18 protein-coding genes, 1 tRNA gene and 1 riboswitch are annotated in these 16,252 nt (G+C 41.3%); of the genes, 1 reads left to right on the top strand and 18 read right to left on the bottom strand.

The genetic code is table 11. The features are described from left to right. Nucleotides 1–38: 38 nt before the first annotated feature. The 12 genes from E2626_RS10020 to E2626_RS09965 all read right to left on the bottom strand — a co-directional run bounded on the left by E2626_RS10020 (nt 39) and on the right by E2626_RS09965 (nt 8,732). Nucleotides 39–986 (bottom strand): tetratricopeptide repeat protein, encoded by a 948-nt coding sequence (locus E2626_RS10020; protein WP_134381615.1) that lies wholly within the window; start codon nt 984–986, stop codon nt 39–41. A 137-nt stretch (nt 987–1,123) separates the two neighbouring features. Continuing rightward, nucleotides 1,124–1,197 (bottom strand) — tRNA-Arg (locus E2626_RS10015). 192 nt (nt 1,198–1,389) lie between these two features. Further along, nucleotides 1,390–1,893: a metallophosphoesterase gene (locus E2626_RS10010; RefSeq protein WP_134381614.1), complete on the bottom strand. Its 504-nt coding sequence runs from the start codon at nt 1,891–1,893 to the stop codon at nt 1,390–1,392. A 9-nt stretch (nt 1,894–1,902) separates the two neighbouring features. After that, on the bottom strand, nt 1,903–2,487 hold the full coding sequence (locus E2626_RS10005; protein WP_134381613.1) for an XTP/dITP diphosphatase: 585 nt from the start codon (nt 2,485–2,487) through the stop codon (nt 1,903–1,905). Next, nucleotides 2,487–3,239, bottom strand: a complete 753-nt coding sequence (rph, locus tag E2626_RS10000; RefSeq protein WP_134381782.1) for a ribonuclease PH — start codon at nt 3,237–3,239, stop codon at nt 2,487–2,489. Before rph ends, E2626_RS10005 begins: the two co-directional genes overlap by 1 nt. 52 nt (nt 3,240–3,291) lie before the next feature. Then, nucleotides 3,292–4,089 (bottom strand): glutamate racemase, encoded by a 798-nt coding sequence (gene racE / locus E2626_RS09995; RefSeq protein ID WP_134381612.1) that lies wholly within the window; start codon nt 4,087–4,089, stop codon nt 3,292–3,294. Between the two features lie 16 nt (nt 4,090–4,105). Continuing rightward, nucleotides 4,106–4,558: a MarR family winged helix-turn-helix transcriptional regulator gene (locus E2626_RS09990; RefSeq protein ID WP_134381611.1), complete on the bottom strand. Its 453-nt coding sequence runs from the start codon at nt 4,556–4,558 to the stop codon at nt 4,106–4,108. 108 nt (nt 4,559–4,666) lie between these two features. Further along, nucleotides 4,667–4,879: a helix-turn-helix domain-containing protein gene (locus tag E2626_RS09985; RefSeq protein ID WP_134381610.1), complete on the bottom strand. Its 213-nt coding sequence runs from the start codon at nt 4,877–4,879 to the stop codon at nt 4,667–4,669. Between the two features lie 77 nt (nt 4,880–4,956). Further along, on the bottom strand, nt 4,957–5,412 hold the full coding sequence (locus E2626_RS09980; protein ID WP_134381609.1) for an acyl-CoA thioesterase: 456 nt from the start codon (nt 5,410–5,412) through the stop codon (nt 4,957–4,959). 116 nt (nt 5,413–5,528) lie between these two features. Continuing rightward, the gene (gene sdhB / locus E2626_RS09975; protein WP_134381608.1) at nt 5,529–6,302 is read right to left on the bottom strand and encodes a succinate dehydrogenase iron-sulfur subunit; all 774 of its coding nucleotides are present in this window, start codon (nt 6,300–6,302) and stop codon (nt 5,529–5,531) included. Nucleotides 6,303–6,304: 2 nt separating this feature from the next. After that, a complete protein-coding gene (gene sdhA, locus E2626_RS09970) occupies nt 6,305–8,065 on the bottom strand; it encodes a succinate dehydrogenase flavoprotein subunit (protein ID WP_134381607.1) in 1,761 nt (586 codons plus the stop codon). A gap of 58 nt (nt 8,066–8,123) precedes the next feature. Continuing rightward, nucleotides 8,124–8,732, bottom strand: a complete 609-nt coding sequence (locus E2626_RS09965) for a succinate dehydrogenase cytochrome b558 subunit (RefSeq protein ID WP_134381606.1) — start codon at nt 8,730–8,732, stop codon at nt 8,124–8,126. Nucleotides 8,733–9,116: 384 nt separating this feature from the next. Here E2626_RS09965 and E2626_RS09960 point away from each other — a divergent pair, with 384 nt between their 5' ends. Then, nucleotides 9,117–9,566, top strand: coding sequence for a YslB family protein (locus E2626_RS09960; RefSeq protein WP_134381605.1), 450 nt, complete (start codon nt 9,117–9,119; stop codon nt 9,564–9,566). A 42-nt stretch (nt 9,567–9,608) separates the two neighbouring features. Here E2626_RS09960 and E2626_RS09955 read toward each other — a convergent pair whose 3' ends face one another. The 6 genes from E2626_RS09955 to E2626_RS09930 all read right to left on the bottom strand — a co-directional run bounded on the left by E2626_RS09955 (nt 9,609) and on the right by E2626_RS09930 (nt 16,245). After that, nucleotides 9,609–10,838: an aspartate kinase gene (locus E2626_RS09955; RefSeq protein WP_134381604.1), complete on the bottom strand. Its 1,230-nt coding sequence runs from the start codon at nt 10,836–10,838 to the stop codon at nt 9,609–9,611. A 111-nt stretch (nt 10,839–10,949) separates the two neighbouring features. Then, nucleotides 10,950–11,129, bottom strand: a riboswitch (Lysine riboswitch). Nucleotides 11,130–11,186: 57 nt separating this feature from the next. Beyond that, complete coding sequence (gene uvrC / locus E2626_RS09950; RefSeq protein WP_134381603.1) at nt 11,187–12,959, bottom strand: excinuclease ABC subunit UvrC; 1,773 nt, start codon at nt 12,957–12,959, stop codon at nt 11,187–11,189. 92 nt (nt 12,960–13,051) lie between these two features. Then, a complete protein-coding gene (gene trxA / locus E2626_RS09945) occupies nt 13,052–13,366 on the bottom strand; it encodes a thioredoxin (RefSeq protein WP_041120966.1) in 315 nt (104 codons plus the stop codon). Nucleotides 13,367–13,661: 295 nt separating this feature from the next. Then, a complete protein-coding gene (locus tag E2626_RS09940; protein WP_134381602.1) occupies nt 13,662–14,636 on the bottom strand; it encodes an electron transfer flavoprotein subunit alpha/FixB family protein in 975 nt (324 codons plus the stop codon). Nucleotides 14,637–14,670: 34 nt separating this feature from the next. After that, complete coding sequence (locus E2626_RS09935) at nt 14,671–15,444, bottom strand: electron transfer flavoprotein subunit beta/FixA family protein (RefSeq protein WP_134381601.1); 774 nt, start codon at nt 15,442–15,444, stop codon at nt 14,671–14,673. 27 nt (nt 15,445–15,471) lie between these two features. Next, entirely contained in the window at nt 15,472–16,245 is a 774-nt protein-coding gene (locus E2626_RS09930; RefSeq protein ID WP_134381600.1) for an enoyl-CoA hydratase, read from the bottom strand. Nucleotides 16,246–16,252 lie beyond the last annotated feature (7 nt).

The raw sequence follows: 16,252 nt of genomic DNA, 5'->3' as shown, positions 1-16,252 counted from the left end.
ATTATAACATACGCGGTTTGTCTTTCAACTGCAAACCATTAGCCCATGTCTACTTTCTCAAGGCTTCTGATTTCTTCAAGAAAATCCTGATGCTCAAAGTCTTCAAATGCATTCTCAATACCCATATACTCTTTTGCAAGCCGCAAATACGCATCTGCGATCAAATCATGAGAACCGCTTCTCCATGTGAAAGGATAAAGTAAAAACACATGTTTTTGCAATAGTTCTGCCGCAATTTCTGCTAGTTGAGGCTGATTATTTTCTTCTCCAATAATCACTGCAGCTTTTTGAAACAGGTCCTGATCAAATGGTTCTACCAACTCAGATGGGTTTACTGAAATCTGGGTTCCCCACTTAGTCACCACCACTTCATCTGTGATGCCCTGTTCTCTCAGGATATTTAAAAGCATGGTTTTAATAAAAGGATGCGTTTGCTCTGTCTCAATCTCACTGATAATATCGTCCTTCATCGGTCTGATATTCTGTTTTGACAGAGCAGCTGACTGAATCATTTGCTGTTCTAAGTCTTTCTGTAATTGAAAAGACTCAAAGGATTCGTCTTCTGCTTCCTTTACTTCTTTTTGCTCCTGACTCAGGTCTATCAGGCTTTTAAGGCGAGCTGCTTTCTCCGGCTGCAATTCATGCTCTTCTAACAAAGGCTCAATAAATGAGGATATCTCATTAAACTTTCTTAATTGTATTAAATTCATTACATAAAGTTCAATTAGTTCGTCATATTCCCCTGACCCCTGCTGAAGCATTTTTTTACAAAGATCTGCAGATTCAGACCACTGATTATTTTCATAATAGGCTACAGCTAATGAAGTACCTGCTGCTGCATCTTCCTGATCCATTTCAAGCGCTTGCTCTAAAAGGCTGATGGCTTCAACATTTTCCTGATTCTGCAGCATGTCTAATCCACGCTCAACCAGCCGGTCTTTTAACCCGGGAAACGGGATTACACGTCTGCCTTGCTGCTCAGACATATGCGATGAACCACCTTCCGTTTTAATTTGTGAATTGAGTGTAGCATTGTCATTAAAATAATGCCAAGAAAAGCCCCGTTCTGTACACAAAGAAAAAACCTGCCAGTTACGGATTGTAACGGACAGGTTTTTGATAGCGTCCCAGGAGAGATTCGAACTCCCGACCGACGCCTTAGAAGGGCGTTGCTCTATCCAGCTGAGCTACTGGGACAATATGTAGTCTGTGTTAAGGACACTTATTATTATATTAATACATTGATTAAAAGTCAACGCATTTTTAAATATTATTTTAAAATAAGTTAAATCAGGCTAATATCATGCGGGTGGATAGATGCAGGAGAGTCCGAACACCTTGATATCAGCGCATCCGGATCCCCGCAATTCCTTTTTATTTGAGGTTTTTCTAAAAAGATCCATCCCATGATAACAGTTTTTCATGTTCATCCGTATAGAACACGACCTCTACATGATTACCCTCAATCTCCACAACTGCATAAGTTGGTTCATTCCGATCCCGTGGCAACCTTACACTGCCTGGATTCAAAAACAGAATATGATCGGTCATTTCAGCACCAAGTTGATGTGAATGGCCGAAAATCACGATATCAGCCTGTTGCTCTTCTGCTTTATATCTGATTCTGTCCAGTGATGACTTAATCCCATACAGATGGCCATGTGTGATAAAAACCTTTTTGTCACCGCATTCAACCAGCGCATCTTCCGGATACGATGAATCAAAATCACAATTGCCTCTGACCTTCGTGAAATGACTCATTGTCTCTGAAGCATAGGGAAGTTCTGAATCTCCTGCGTGTAACATATAATCCACTTTGCTAATCCAGCGATTTTTCACTTCTGAAATAATATTTTCATCTCCATGATTATCGCTGACAACTAATAATTTCATATGATCACCTCACTGAAACTTTGATTGCAATTTCTTGAGTGCTTTTGCCCGGTGGCTGATTTGATTTTTTTCATCATGTGTCAGTTCGGCAAACGTTTTTCCAAAAATGTCTGTGAAAAAAATCGGGTCATAGCCGAAACCGTTTTCGCCGGCTCGTTTGAAAGTAATATACCCTTCAGTTTCACCCGTAAACAGCAATGTATCTTTATCCGGTTCAGCTAATGCAAGCGTACAATGGAAACGGGCAGTCCTTTTTTCCTTAGGGATCCCATCCATCTTTAATAACACTTTTTCAATATTTTTCTGATCACTTTTATCGGCACCCGCATACCGTGCTGAGTAAACACCCGGTTCACCGTTTAGCGCGTCAATCATTAAGCCGCTGTCATCAGCAATGACAATTTCCTTCAATTGATTAGAAATTGTTTCAGCTTTTAAAGCCGCATTTTCAGCAAAAGTAGTCCCTGTTTCTTCAACTTCTTCAAGTTCAGGATAGTCAGTAAGTGTCTTCACTTCATAACCAAGCGGGTTGAATAGCCTTTCAAAGTCTTTCGCTTTTCCCTGATTATTCGTTGCTATAATAATCGGTTTCATTATTTTACACCACTAAGAATGAGTGCAGTCAGTTCTTCTCCGAGTATTTCCTGCTGTTTGCGAATGATGTTTTCAATACCGGTTTTACCAATGCTCAGCATATCAAGCAGTTGCTGATGAGTAAACTCTGCTTCTTCACCCGTACCCTGCAGCTCAACGAAGTTTCCTTTTCCAGTCATGACAATATTCATGTCTACATCCGCTGTACTATCCTCAGCATAATTCAAATCAAGAATTGCCTCACCATCTGTATTAATACCTGCCGATACGGCTGCGAGAAAATCTTTCACTGGTAAAACAGTCAGTTCTTTTTCTTTAACAACTTTGTCTATTGCAATCACCATTGCAGCATAAGCTCCGGAAATAGATGCAGTACGCGTACCTCCATCAGCCTGAATAACATCACAATCAATCCATACTGTTCTCTCACCAAGCGCATCGAGATCAACAACTGAGCGCAATGCGCGGCCGATTAACCTCTGAATTTCCATTGTGCGCCCGCTGACTTTACCTTTGGAAGATTCACGTATCGTTCTCTGTCCGGTAGCTCTTGGCAGCATTGCGTATTCAGCAGTAATCCAGCCTTTTCCCTGCCCCCTCATAAATGGAGGTACCCTCTCTTCAATGCTTGCTGTACAAATGACTTTTGTGTCACCAAAAGAAACGAGTACAGACCCTTCCGGGTGAATCAAATAATTTTTTTCGATTTTAACATGTCTCATTTCTGAAGTTGTTCTACCATCGGGTCTCACAGTTATCCACTCCATCTAATTTTTTCGTAACACGACAAAAGCCGTGATCAGCTCACGGCAATTTTACGGATTCAACCAGCAGAGAGTGATCGTTCATCCATTCTCTTGCAACTTGTCCAAATATCACAGAAGAACCTGTTGTATAAAAAACATTTAGTTTCTTTTCGTGACGGGCATTCAGTTCTCCACGGTAAGACAATATCGCACTTACTTCTCTCGCAGTTTCATCACCGGAACTTATCACTTTTACAGTTTGTCCAACATATTGTTCAATTAAAGGTTGCAGCAGTGGATAATGAGTGCATCCAAGGATCAGTGTATCAATTGGGTGCTGCCTCATTTCACTTAGTGTCTCTGCTACAATTTTTTTCGCCATTGAACTGTTATATTCACCACTTTCCACCAGCGGCACAAATTTCGGACACGCCTTCGGAAAGGTCTGAATGCTTTCTTTTAAGCTGCGCAGCACTTTTTCATAAGCTTCACTTTTAATTGTTCCGGCAGTCCCCAGTATCCCTACACAATTGTTTTTCGTGTATTTAATTGCTGATCGGGCTCCCGGCGAGATAACACCGATGACCGGAATATCAAAAGCAGTCTTGATTTCTTCAAGCGCAGCAGCTGTCGCTGTATTACAGGCGATCACTAGCATTTTGATATCCTGTCTGTATAAAAACTCAGCCATTTCCCAGGTGAACTTTCTGACTTCCTCTTCATCTCTTGGTCCATATGGACAGCGGGCTGTGTCTCCTAAATAAATAATATTTTCATTTGGAAGCTGGTAGATGATTTCTTTGGCAACTGTTAGTCCACCAACACCAGAGTCCATTACACCTATTGCTCTACTCAAGAAAAACGCCTCACTCTTATTTCATTTCTCCATGTAATTTATTCAGCGCTTTCGCAAGTGAAGAGACTTCTTCTTCAGTAAACTCTGATAGAACATCACTTAAATCATGCTGACGCTTTTTAATTACTTCTTCAATAATTCTTTCACCCTCTTCTAAAAGGTGAATTCTGACAACACGACGGTCGTGTTCATCTTTCACTCTGACCACAAGGTTGCTTCTTTCCATCCGATCAATTAAGTCTGTTGTCGTACTGCATGCAAGATACATTTTATTTGATAGTTCGCCAATCGTCATGTCTCCTGCTTCAAAAAGCCATTGGAGTGCCACAAATTGCGGCGGAGTAATTGTATACTGACTAAGGATTTCGCGACCTTTCTGTTTGATCAGTCCGGAAATATAGCGGAGGTCTTTTTCGATATCTGCTACAACCTCTCTTGGATGAAGCTCCTGTATATCTTTCGTTTCCATCGGTTCATACACTCCCTATGTTTCGTGATACTAATATTGTCGCTTTTTTAATGGGAATAATCAAGAAAATTTACATAAACGCACAGAAACAAAAAAACTGTCTCCTCGTTAAAGGGACAGTTCTTCGAGTCTCAGCAGTTCAACAATTGCCTGTGATCTGCCTTTCACTCCAAGCTTTTGAATTACATTTGATATATGATTACGAACTGTTTTTTCACTGATAAATAATTCTGAAGCAATATCTTTAGTCGTCTTATCTTTAAGTAAAAGTATAAAGACTTCCCGTTCTCTTTTCGTTAAAATTGAAGTTCTCCGCGCCACACTCTCTTCCCCCTTATCCAAAAACACCGTTTGTTCAGTGTATGAATAAAAGGATTGATAAGTGAGGGTTCAGCAGTCTATTTTAAAGCTGGAGCAAGAAATAATTCTTTCTGCTCTTCTGTCCACTTTAAGCCTTTGCCGGTTTTTTTAGCCATCTGTACCATTGTTCCTCTGCCGCAAAAAACAGGCTGTCCATTCTCATTTATTCCGAAATAATGTATGTCTACAGATGAATTCCCAACAGAGTCTGCTTTGACATAGACTTTTATTTCTTCATCAAAAAAAGCCTGGTTAAGAAAGTCACATTGTAAATTCGCCACTACTGGTATGGAGTCACTTGCAGGATCGATCCAATCCTGCATAAAGCCAAGATGTTTAAAATATTCAATTCTTGCCTGTTCAAAATAAATAAAAGGGACAGTATTATTCATATGTCCAAATAAATCTGTTTCTGAAAATCTGACTTTCACAGGGTAGTGAAAGTCAAACCCCGCTCTCCATTCTTTTAAATCTTTTATGTAAGGTACTTTCATTCACTGCCATCTCCCTTCATCCATCGAATGAATGATCATTCATTTTTATTTTACACAATAGAATGCGTTTTGAACAGTAAAAAACCAGATGCACTGTGGCATCTGGTTCATTCATTTTAGACTTCTTTATCGCTTCCAAAGAAGTTTCTGAACATTTGAAGGTTTGTGTCACGATTTAATGCTGCAATTGACGTTGTTAACGGAATGCCTTTAGGACAAGCTTCTACACAGTTTTGTGAGTTACCGCATCCTGAAAGACCGCCATCTTCCATCAGCGCCTGCAGACGTTCGTTTTTATTCATCGCACCAGTTGGATGTGCGTTGAAAAGACGTACTTGTGAAAGTGGCGCAGGGCCGATGAAGTCAGATTTACTGTTCACGTTCGGACAAGCCTCAAGACAAACGCCGCAAGTCATGCACTTAGACAGTTCATACGCCCACTGACGTTTTTTCTCCGGCATACGTGGTCCGGGTCCAAGGTCGTAAGTTCCATCGATCGGAATCCATGCTTTTACCTTTTTGAGTGAATCAAACATTCGGCTTCTGTCAACCTGGAGGTCACGCACAACCGGGAATGTTTTCATCGGCTCAAGTCTGATTGGCTGTTCAAGCTGATCAACTAACGCCGTACAAGACTGACGCGGCTTACCGTTGATCACCATTGAACACGCACCACATACTTCTTCAAGACAACCCATATCCCACGAAACAGGCGTTGTTTTATCACCTTTTTTATTGAATGGGTTTCGTCTGATTTCCATTAATGCAGAAATAACATTCATATTCGCACGGTATGGAATTTCAAACTCTTCGAAATAAGGTGCAGCATTCTCATCATCCTGGCGGTGAATTTGAAACTTAATTACTTTTTCTTCCGTAGCAGTTGTCATGATCATTTTGCTCCTTTCTTCTTAGAGTAGTCGCGCTTACGCGGTTCAATTAGTGATACATCAACATCTTCAAAATGGAACTCCGGTGAGTTGGTTGATGGATTATATTTCGCCATTGTTGTTTTCAGGAACTTTTCGTCATTACGTTCCGGGAAGTCAGGTTTATAATGCGCTCCACGGCTCTCATCACGGTTTAGTGCACCAATTGTCACAACGCGTGCTAAGTGAAGCATGCCTTTCAACTGGCGCGTAAACACTGCACCCTGGTTACTCCATTTAGCCGTATCATTAATATTGATGCGGTTAAAACGTTCCTGAAGCTCCTGGATTTTCGCATCAGTTTCACGCAGTTTGTCATTGTGACGAACAACAGTTACGTTATCTGTCATCCATTCACCAAGCTCTTTATGAATGACATATGCGTTTTCGTCGCCGTCCATTGCCATAATTTCATCCCACTCCTGTTGTTTCTCCTTTTCAAAGCGAGTGTAGATTTCTTCCGGCATATCTTCGACTGTTTTCTCAAGTCCCTGAATATATTTAACTGCGTTAGGTCCGGCAACCATACCGCCATAAATGGATGATAACAGTGAGTTTGCTCCCAGACGGTTTGCGCCGTGAATTGAGTAATCACATTCACCGGCTGCAAAAAGACCGGGGATATTCGTCATCTGATCGAAATCTACCCACAGACCACCCATTGAATAGTGTACTGCAGGGAAAATTTTCATTGGAACTTTACGTGGGTCATCACCCATGAACTTTTCGTAAATTTCAATGATGCCGCCAAGTTTAATATCAAGCTCTTTAGGATCTTTATGGGAAAGATCAAGATAAACCATGTTTTCTCCATTGATCCCAAGCTTTTGACGCACACATACGTCAAATATCTCACGTGTTGCAATATCCCGGGGCACAAGGTTTCCGTATGCAGGATATTTTTCTTCAAGGAAGTACCAAGGCTTACCGTCTTTGTAAGTCCAGACACGCCCGCCTTCTCCACGTGCTGACTCACTCATTAAACGCAGTTTGTCATCACCAGGAATTGCTGTCGGGTGAATCTGAATGAATTCCCCATTCGCATAATACACACCTTGCTGATAAGCGACTGATGCCGCTGCACCAGTATTAATCACTGAGTTTGTAGACTTTCCAAATATAATTCCCGGTCCGCCTGTAGCAAGGATGACTGAATCACCTTTGAAAGACTTAATTTCCATGGTTTTAAGGTCTTGTGACACAACGCCGCGGCATACGCCGTCGTCGTCCAAAACAGAACCGAGGAATTCCCATCCTTCATATTTCGTTACAAGACCGGCAACTTCATGACGGCGCACCTGCTCATCTAAAGCGTAAAGCAGCTGCTGTCCAGTTGTAGCACCAGCAAATGCAGTACGGTGGTGCTGTGTTCCTCCAAAACGTCTGAAATCAAGAAGTCCTTCAGGCGTTCTGTTGAACATAACACCCATACGGTCAAGAAGGTGAATGATGCCCGGTGCTGCATCGCACATTGCTTTTACAGGAGGCTGGTTTGCAAGGAAGTCCCCACCGTAAACCGAGTCATCAAAATGTTCCCACGGAGAGTCTCCTTCTCCTTTTGTATTAACTGCTCCATTTATACCGCCCTGGGCACAAACAGAGTGTGATCGTTTTACAGGTACAAGCGAGAAGAGGTCTACTGACATTCCTGCTTCAGCTGCTTTAATCGTTGCCATCAGGCCGGCTAGTCCGCCACCTACAACGATAATTCTACCTTTACTCATTTTGTCACTCTCCTTACTGATATCAAAAGCTGCCTATTGCAGCTGAAAGTTCTTTTTATTAAACAAATGCAAGAATTGAACGGATACCAATGATTGTCAGTACAACAAATATGCCTAGAGTTGCATACGTTGAGATTTTCTGTGAACGAGCGCTCACAGTGATTCCCCAGCTGACCATAAATGACCATAGCCCGTTAGCAAAGTGGAATGTTGTAGATACGACTCCAAGTATGTAAAAAGCAACCATCCATGGATTCGCCAGAATTGCTTCCATCATGCCGAAATTAACATCTGCTCCAAGTGCTGCCTGAATCCTTGTTTCCCACACATGCCATGTGACAAAGATCAGAGTAATTACACCTGTGATACGCTGCAGGAAGAACATATAGTTACGAAGTGTTCCATAACGTCTCGTATTGTTCTTGGCTGTGAAAGCAATGTATACCCCGTAAATTGCGTGGAAGTATAATGGGATAAAGATAATAAATAGTTCTAAGAAAATTCTAAATGGTAAACTTTCCATAAAATGAGCTGCATCGTTGAAAGCCTGTTCGCCTCTAGTAGCGAAATGGTTGACAACTAAATGTTGAATCAGGAAGATCCCTACTGGTATAACACCCAGCAAAGAGTGCAGCCTCCTCCAATAAAACTCTCGATTTTCCGCCATCGAATGTAACCCCCTCTTAAATAAGTAAAGCTGCTGAAATCCACTCCCTAGAATGATAGATTCAGCAAAAATTTCGCACAGTATAACATTTATGTGACAAATTTATTGTACTCCTCTACTAATGGAGCGTCAAGAAAACGTATACATAAAAACAATTCAAAATATTATCATACAATCCCCAAAGTAAAATGAGTGATGAGCTGCCAAAAACGTATGGAAACTTCACAAAACGTCCACAAAATCATTTTTCACAATTTATTATTTCAAAAAAACTGCTCTTCTATGTGACAATTTGCCGATTTCACTATAAAATCTCTTTTTGACCTTACACTTTATCTACTTACACTTTATAATTAAGAGATTGAAAGTGAGGTTCGGTAAGCAATGAGTGAGAATGAAAAAACGACCCAGGACTTATTTGGCTACCGGTTAATCAGGGATGAACTGATACCGGATCTTTTAGGGAGCCATACAAAAGATATTTTATATTGGGCCGGCAAAAAACTAGCCAGAAGCTATGAATGCAAAAATGAAGGTGAGATCATTTCATTTTTTGATCGTGCAGAGTGGGGAGACCTCTCTATCGTAAAACAAAAAGGTGAAGAGATACACTTTGAACTTTCCGGAAATGTGGTGATGGAAAGAATTCATCATCATGATCCTGTATTCACTTTAGAAGCAGGATTTATCGCTGAACAGATCGCGATGATAAAGCAATACCAGACTGAGGCTGTTTACACCAGAAATAAAAAAAACTTTGTGGAAATCGAGCTGAAATGGGATCAGAAAGACCCTTACATATTGCCATCCCGAAAAACCGGACAGAATAAATGACAAAATAACAGCAGGTTCCTGAAAATCGGAACCTGCTGATTTTTAAACTTCTACAGTGTGTTTATTTAAACCGAAGCTTTCATGAATTGCATTTGCTGCTTTGATCATATTGTCTGTATCCACAACAGCTGAAACTTTAATTTCAGAAGTGCTGACCATTTTAACCTGAATTTTCTGCTCTGCCAGCACGCTGAACATCTGTGCAGCGACCCCGGGATTGGAAACCATGCCGGATCCGACAATTGACACTTTGGAAAGATTCGTTTCGTGTTCAATTTCCTGATAGCCTATCTTTTCTTTATAATCGGCAAGTATTTGCAGCGTTTCTTCTAATGAAGATTCTTTGATGGAAAAGGAAAGATTCACTTTACCTGTATCCAGCTTACTCTGAATAATAATATCAACATCGATATGATTTTGGGCTAGAATTGAAAAGACCGCCGGAAAACCTGTCAGCTCATTTTCAAGACCAACGACTGTCATTCTTACAATTTCTTTATCAAATGCTACGCCTCTTACGACTAAATGCTCTTCCATTGGTGCATCCTCCTCAATTAACGTTCCTTCTATTTCTTCCATACTTGATCTTACTGTCAGTTTAATTCCGTAGTTTTTGGCAAATTCGACAGCTCTCGGGTGCAGGACACCAGCTCCGAGGTTAGCAAGCTCAAGCATTTCATCATAAGATATCCCGTTTAGTTTTCTGGCGCCCTTCACATAACGAGGGTCTGTAGAATACACGCCGTCCACGTCTGTATATATGTCACATCTCTCAGCATTCAAAGCAGCGGCAAGCGCTACGGCAGTCGTATCGGAACCTCCACGTCCAAGCGTTGTAATTTCACCGTTTTCGTCCATTCCCTGAAAACCTGCTACAACAATAACCCTTCCTTCATCAAGTAAAGTTGTCACGCGATTTGTTTTTACATCAGTAATTCTGGCGTTACTAAAGACAGGTTCAGTTCGAATTCCTGCCTGCCATCCTGTTAAAGAAGTGCTCTTATAACCTCGGTTTTGAAGCGCCATTGCCAGCAAAGAAGTAGACATTTGCTCTCCGGTAGTCAACAGCATATCCATTTCTCTTTTCTCAGGTCGTGATGTCATTTCACCTGCAAGTCTCACTAACTCGTCAGTTGTTTTACCCATGGCAGAAACGACCACAATCACATCATTTCCTTTTTCTTTTTCCAAAATGACTCTGTTTGCAACATGGTGTATTTTCTCAACAGACCCGACTGATGTTCCTCCAAATTTTTGAACGATGATTCCCACTTTATGTTCCTCTTCTCTTACATTATTTCTCAGCCAATTGCGACAACAAAAAAAGCAACAGGAAGAAGTCTCCCCATTGCTTTTGTACAGACAAAATCATCTGAATCGCACAGGTGAGATAGCTCTCCAAAGCATTACAGCTCTGACAGCCCTGCATTTTTTAAATACAGAACCAGCAAAAAATCTGATGAATGATTTTCTGCTTCGGCGATCCGCACCTTTCACGCTGTATCAAAGGGGTTCATCACCCTCAACAGCGGTACTCTTTGCGTCCGCACCTCTATCACCACTTTAAATAAAGTGTTTAATTGTCAATCATTATAGCATGAGTAGTTTTTGGCAGCAATGTTATTCCTGTAATTTTTCAATGATTTTCTCAGCTGTTTTAGAAGGCACTCCTGCTTTGACCACTTCTTCAAGTGTCGCCTCACGCAGTTTTTTTACCGAGCCGAAATATTTTAACAGCTGTTTCTTACGTTGAGGTCCTACTCCATCTATATCATCAAGCACTGACTGAATGGAATTTTTCCCGCGCAGCTGTCTGTGAAATGCAATGGCAAACCGGTGCACTTCATCCTGTATGCGCTGCATAAAATAAAATTCCTGGCTGCGTCTATTGAGCGGTACAACTTCTAAAGGATCCCCGAATAACAGCTGGGAAGTATTATGTCTCTCATCCTTTGCAAGACCTGCAACCGGGATATCCAGACCAAGTTCATGACGAAGAATTTCTTTAGCAGCTTCGATCTGACCTTTCCCGCCATCTATTACTATCAAATCAGGAAGTGGAAGACCGTCTTTTAACACTCTTGTATACCTTCTTCTCACGACTTCTCTCATTGATTCATAATCATCCGGCCCCTGAACCGTCTTGATTTTAAATTTACGATAATCTTTTCTGGCAGGTTTACCATCAACAAAGACGACCATCGCTGAGACAGCGTCTGAACCTTGAATATTTGAATTATCGAAGGCTTCAATTCTGTATGGAGTGTAGATATTCATGGCTTGTCCGAGATTTTCAGCCGCCTTAATCGTTCTTTCTTCATCACGCTCGATTAATGCAAACTTTTCTTTTAATGCAATTGAAGCGTTTTTAGCAGCTAAATTCACCAGGTCTTTCTTCTGCCCTCTGACCGGCTGCCGTACATTTGTTTCGAGAAGTTCTTCTGCCATGGTTTGATCAATTGATTGAGGAATCAGTACTTCTTTAGGTATAAAGTGATTCGGTTTCATATAGAACTGTCCAAGGAATGATAAAAACTCTCCCTCAGCGTCATCATAAATTGGAAAAAGTGAAACATCACGCTCAATCAGTTTACCCTGACGAATGAAAAATACCTGTACACACATCCAGCCCTTATCAACTGCATAGCCGAATATATCCCTGTTAGTAAAGTCATTCATCGTCATTTTCTGTTTTTCCATTGTTGCTTCAATATGAACGATCTGATCACGGAACTCTTTCGCCCTTTCGAACTCAAGGTTTTCGGCTGCCTTTTCCATTTTTACTTTCAGATCTTTTTTAACCTCTTTAAACCCGCCGTTTAGAAAACGGGAAATGTCTTCTGTCATTTGTCGGTAGGTACTCTGCTCTACTTTGAACTCACATGGCGCCAGACATTGTCCCATATGATAATACAGGCAAACTTTATCAGGCATTGTTCTGCACTTTCTTAAGGGATACATTCTGTCCAGCAGCTTTTTCGTTTCATTCGCAGCCTGAGCGTTTGGATAAGGACCAAAATATTTCCCTTTATCTTTTTTTACTTTCCGTGTAATTAACAGTCTTGGATGTCGCTCAGCAGTTACCTTTATGAAAGGATAATGTTTATCGTCCTTTAACATGACATTGTATTTCGGATCATGTTTTTTTATCAGATTCAGCTCGAGAACGAGCGCTTCCATATTGGATGAAGTCACGATATATTCAAAGTCTTCAATTTCAGAAACGAGTCGCTGGGTTTTTCCATCATGGGAACCCGTAAAATAAGATCTGACTCTATTTTTAAGCACTTTTGCTTTCCCTACATAGATAATCGTACTTTGTCTGTCCTTCATGAGATAACAACCAGGCTGGTCAGGAAGGACTGCAAGTTTATGTTTAAGTTGATCTTTCATTTCATTAGCCTCCTGCACGCATATTACCTATATTTTACTCAATTCAGAAGCAAAATCATAATAAAAGCCGGGCACATGGCCCGGCTTCATTATTATGCGTGTTTGTTCAGCAGTTCTTCCAATGCTTCTTTCGGCTGGAAACCTACAACTTTGTCAACGATTTCTCCGTCTTTAAAAACGACTAGTGTTGGGATGCTCATTACGCCGTATTTGCTTGCAGTTTCCTGATTTTCATCAACATCAAGCTTTACGATTTTAACTTTGTCTCCCATATCTGTATCAAGTTCTTCAAGAACTGGTGCAATCATTTTACAAGGTCCGCACCAAGTAGCCCAGAAGTCTGCCAGTACTAAACCTTCTTGTGTTTCAGTAGCGAATGTTTGATCAGTTGCGTGTGCAATTGCCATTTAAAATTCCTCCTTGTTGAATGCGAATATAATGAAAGTATAGCAGGGAGTATATTGTATTTCCACGTTTTTGCCTGAGAATTGAAAAGAGCCTAAGACAAAGTGTCAGGCTCTAACAATCGTATCGCTATGCTTCAGACGGACGCTTTCCGGACGGAGGTTGTTGAGCCTCCTCAGGCTTCGCCTTCCGGGGTCTCAACTTCCCTCTAATCGTCCCGGAGTCGCCATCTTACGCTTCGCTGCACTATATTTCACTCTAAATTTTATGATATATTTTAACCTAATTTACACCAAATTATGATACCTTAACTTTTTTGAACTCTTCGATTAGTAATGGTAGTACGTCAAACAGGTCTCCCACAATTCCGTAGTCAGCTACTTTAAAAATATTTGCTTCCGGATCTTTATTGATCGCTACAATTACTTTAGAGTTCGACATCCCAGCCATGTGCTGGATTGCGCCTGAGATTCCGCATGCAATGTAGAGATCAGGTGTTACGACTTTACCAGTCTGACCGATTTGGAGTGAGTAATCACAATAATCAGCGTCACACGCTCCACGGGAAGCTCCTACTGCTCCGCCAAGAAGGTCTGCTAACTCTTTAAGAGGTTCAAATCCGTCTTCACTCTTCACGCCGCGTCCACCCGCAACAATTACTTTTGCTTCCGACAGATCAACACCGTCAGTCGCTTTTCTTACTACTTCTTTAATAATTGTACGAAGGTCAGTAATGTCAACGCTTACAGAAGAGACATCACCTGAACGGCCATCTTCCTTCTCAAGTGCCGGGATATTGTTAGGGCGAATCGTAATGAAAGTTAGTCCGTCTTTAATTACTTTTTTCTCGAAAGCTTTTCCACTGTAAATCGGGCGGATGAATTTTGGTGAATCTCCGTCAGCTTCAATTGCTGTTACGTCTGACACAAGACCGCTGTTTAATCTGCTGGCAAGTTTAGGCGAAAGATCTTTACCAAGTGCTGTGTGACCCATTACAATGCCTTCAGGATTTTCCTGCTCAATGACAGCAAGTAGAGCCTGCGAGAAGCCATCCGAAGAATACTGCTCGAGTTTCGCATCTTCAACAGTAATCACACGGTCAGCACCATATGCCACTAATTCCTGTGCAACTTCAGCAATTCCATGTCCGATCAATACGCTGATTACTTCACCACCGTCAGCAATTGTCTTACCAGCTGCAATCGCTTCAAATGATACGTTTCTTAATGAACCTTCTCTAGTTTCTGCTAATACAAGTACTTTTTTGCTCATCAGTTAAACCTCCTGAATAATTAGTTGATATCGATTAGACTACTTTTGCTTCAGTGCGAAGTAATTGAACCAGTTCTTTTACCTGGTCGTCAACTTCACCTTCAAGAATGCGTCCAGCCTCTTTTGCCGGCGGAAGATAAATTTCAACAGTTTCCGTTTTTGGTTCTACATCGTCTTCTTCTAAGTCAAGATCGTCGAGCTCAATTTCATCAAGCGGCTTTTTCTTTGCTTTCATAATTCCTGGAAGTGATGGGTATCGTGGATCATTCAGTCCCTGCTGAGCAGTAACAAGAAGTGGCAGTGACGTTTCAATTGTTTCTGAATCCCCTTCTACATCACGCACGATTTCTACTTTTTCACCATCTATTTTGATGCTTGTAATTGTAGTTACATAAGGAATGTTCAGGTAATCTGCAACACGTGGTGCTACTTGCCCTGAACCGCCATCGATCGCGACATTTCCACCAATAATTAAATCTGCTTCTTTATCTTTCAGGTATTCAGATAAAATTTTCGCAATCGAAAATTCGTCTGTCATATCAACGTCGTCTTCAATGTTAATTAAAACTGCTTTGTCAGCTCCCATTGCAAGCGCAGTTCGAAGCTGCTTTTCAGTTTCTTCATCTCCAACAGAAATGACTGTAACTTCTCCGCCGTGAGCATCCTTTAACTGGATTGCCTCTTCTATTGCATACTCATCGTAAGGGTTGATAATGAATTCTGCACCGTCTTCAGCGATTTTTCCGCCTTGGACAGAGATTCTTTCCTCAGTGTCAAAAGTTCTTTTCATTAGCACGTAAATGTTCATGTATGTTCCCTCCTGGTAATAATATAATTAACGTCCTTTAAATTCAGGCTTTCTTTTGTCAATAAATGCCTTGATACCTTCTTTTGCATCTTCAGAAACAAAAACTTCTCCGAAAATCTCAGCTTCTTTTGCTACACCTTCATGAAAATCAGCTGTCTTAGAATATTGAAGCAAATCTAAAGCTGCTTTTACTGAAACCGGACTTTTTCCGGCAAGCTTAGATGCAAGCGCTTTCGATTTTTCTAACACTTCATCCTCCGGAAAAGCTTTATTCGCCAGCCCCCATTGAACTGCTTCTTCTCCGGTGATTGGATCACTGGATAGCAGCATTTCTGCTGCCTTCGCAAATCCAACGAAACGCGGAAGGCGCTGTGAACCGGCAAATCCCGGTACCAGTCCAAGCTGAAGCTCAGGAAGTCCAAGCTTAGCTGTTTCGCTCACATAACGAATGTGGCAACCCATCGCGAGCTCCAGTCCGCCACCTAGTGCAGCTCCGTGAATAGAGGCAATGATTGGCTTTGAGAACGCTTCCATTCTTTCGAATACTTTTTGGCCTCTCTCAGCCAGTTTTGAGAACGCTGCTCCCGAATCAATCTGAGTAAATTCTTTAATATCCGCGCCTGCTGAAAAGAAACGTCCTTCTCCGTGAATCAGCAATACACGAACATTGTCATCATGCTCAACAGCATCAAGCCAGCCGTCAACTTCATTAATCAAATCGCTGGCAAGTGCGTTAGCCGGCGGCCGGTTGATGACTGCAGTAGAGATGTACTGATCATTCTCCCATTTCAAGAAGCTCATTTAATGA

The sequence above is a fragment of the Jeotgalibacillus salarius genome (genome assembly GCF_004405125.1).
GTDB classification, from domain to species: Bacteria; Bacillota; Bacilli; order Bacillales; family Jeotgalibacillaceae; genus Jeotgalibacillus; species Jeotgalibacillus salarius.
This window is presented reverse-complemented; position numbering and strand designations above follow the sequence as displayed.

Excerpts from the sequence above, each read along its gene's own strand:
- uvrC (WP_134381603.1), bottom strand. The coding sequence starts at position 12,959 with ATGAAAGATCAACTTAAACATAAACTTGCAGTCCTTCCTGACCAGCCT.
- E2626_RS10005 (WP_134381613.1), bottom strand. The coding sequence starts at position 2,487 with ATGAAACCGATTATTATAGCAACGAATAATCAGGGAAAAGCGAAAGAC.
- E2626_RS09990 (WP_134381611.1), bottom strand. The coding sequence starts at position 4,558 with ATGGAAACGAAAGATATACAGGAGCTTCATCCAAGAGAGGTTGTAGCA.
- sdhB (WP_134381608.1), bottom strand. The coding sequence starts at position 6,302 with ATGACAACTGCTACGGAAGAAAAAGTAATTAAGTTTCAAATTCACCGC.
- E2626_RS09965 (WP_134381606.1), bottom strand. The coding sequence starts at position 8,732 with ATGGCGGAAAATCGAGAGTTTTATTGGAGGAGGCTGCACTCTTTGCTG.
- trxA (WP_041120966.1), bottom strand. The coding sequence starts at position 13,366 with ATGGCAATTGCACACGCAACTGATCAAACATTCGCTACTGAAACACAA.
- E2626_RS09940 (WP_134381602.1), bottom strand. The coding sequence starts at position 14,636 with ATGAGCAAAAAAGTACTTGTATTAGCAGAAACTAGAGAAGGTTCATTA.
- E2626_RS10010 (WP_134381614.1), bottom strand. The coding sequence starts at position 1,893 with ATGAAATTATTAGTTGTCAGCGATAATCATGGAGATGAAAATATTATT.
- E2626_RS09935 (WP_134381601.1), bottom strand. The coding sequence starts at position 15,444 with ATGAACATTTACGTGCTAATGAAAAGAACTTTTGACACTGAGGAAAGA.
- sdhA (WP_134381607.1), bottom strand. The coding sequence starts at position 8,065 with ATGAGTAAAGGTAGAATTATCGTTGTAGGTGGCGGACTAGCCGGCCTG.
- E2626_RS10020 (WP_134381615.1), bottom strand. The coding sequence starts at position 986 with ATGTCTGAGCAGCAAGGCAGACGTGTAATCCCGTTTCCCGGGTTAAAA.
- E2626_RS09980 (WP_134381609.1), bottom strand. The coding sequence starts at position 5,412 with ATGAAAGTACCTTACATAAAAGATTTAAAAGAATGGAGAGCGGGGTTT.
- E2626_RS09960 (WP_134381605.1), top strand. The coding sequence starts at position 9,117 with ATGAGTGAGAATGAAAAAACGACCCAGGACTTATTTGGCTACCGGTTA.
- E2626_RS09930 (WP_134381600.1), bottom strand. The coding sequence starts at position 16,245 with ATGAGCTTCTTGAAATGGGAGAATGATCAGTACATCTCTACTGCAGTC.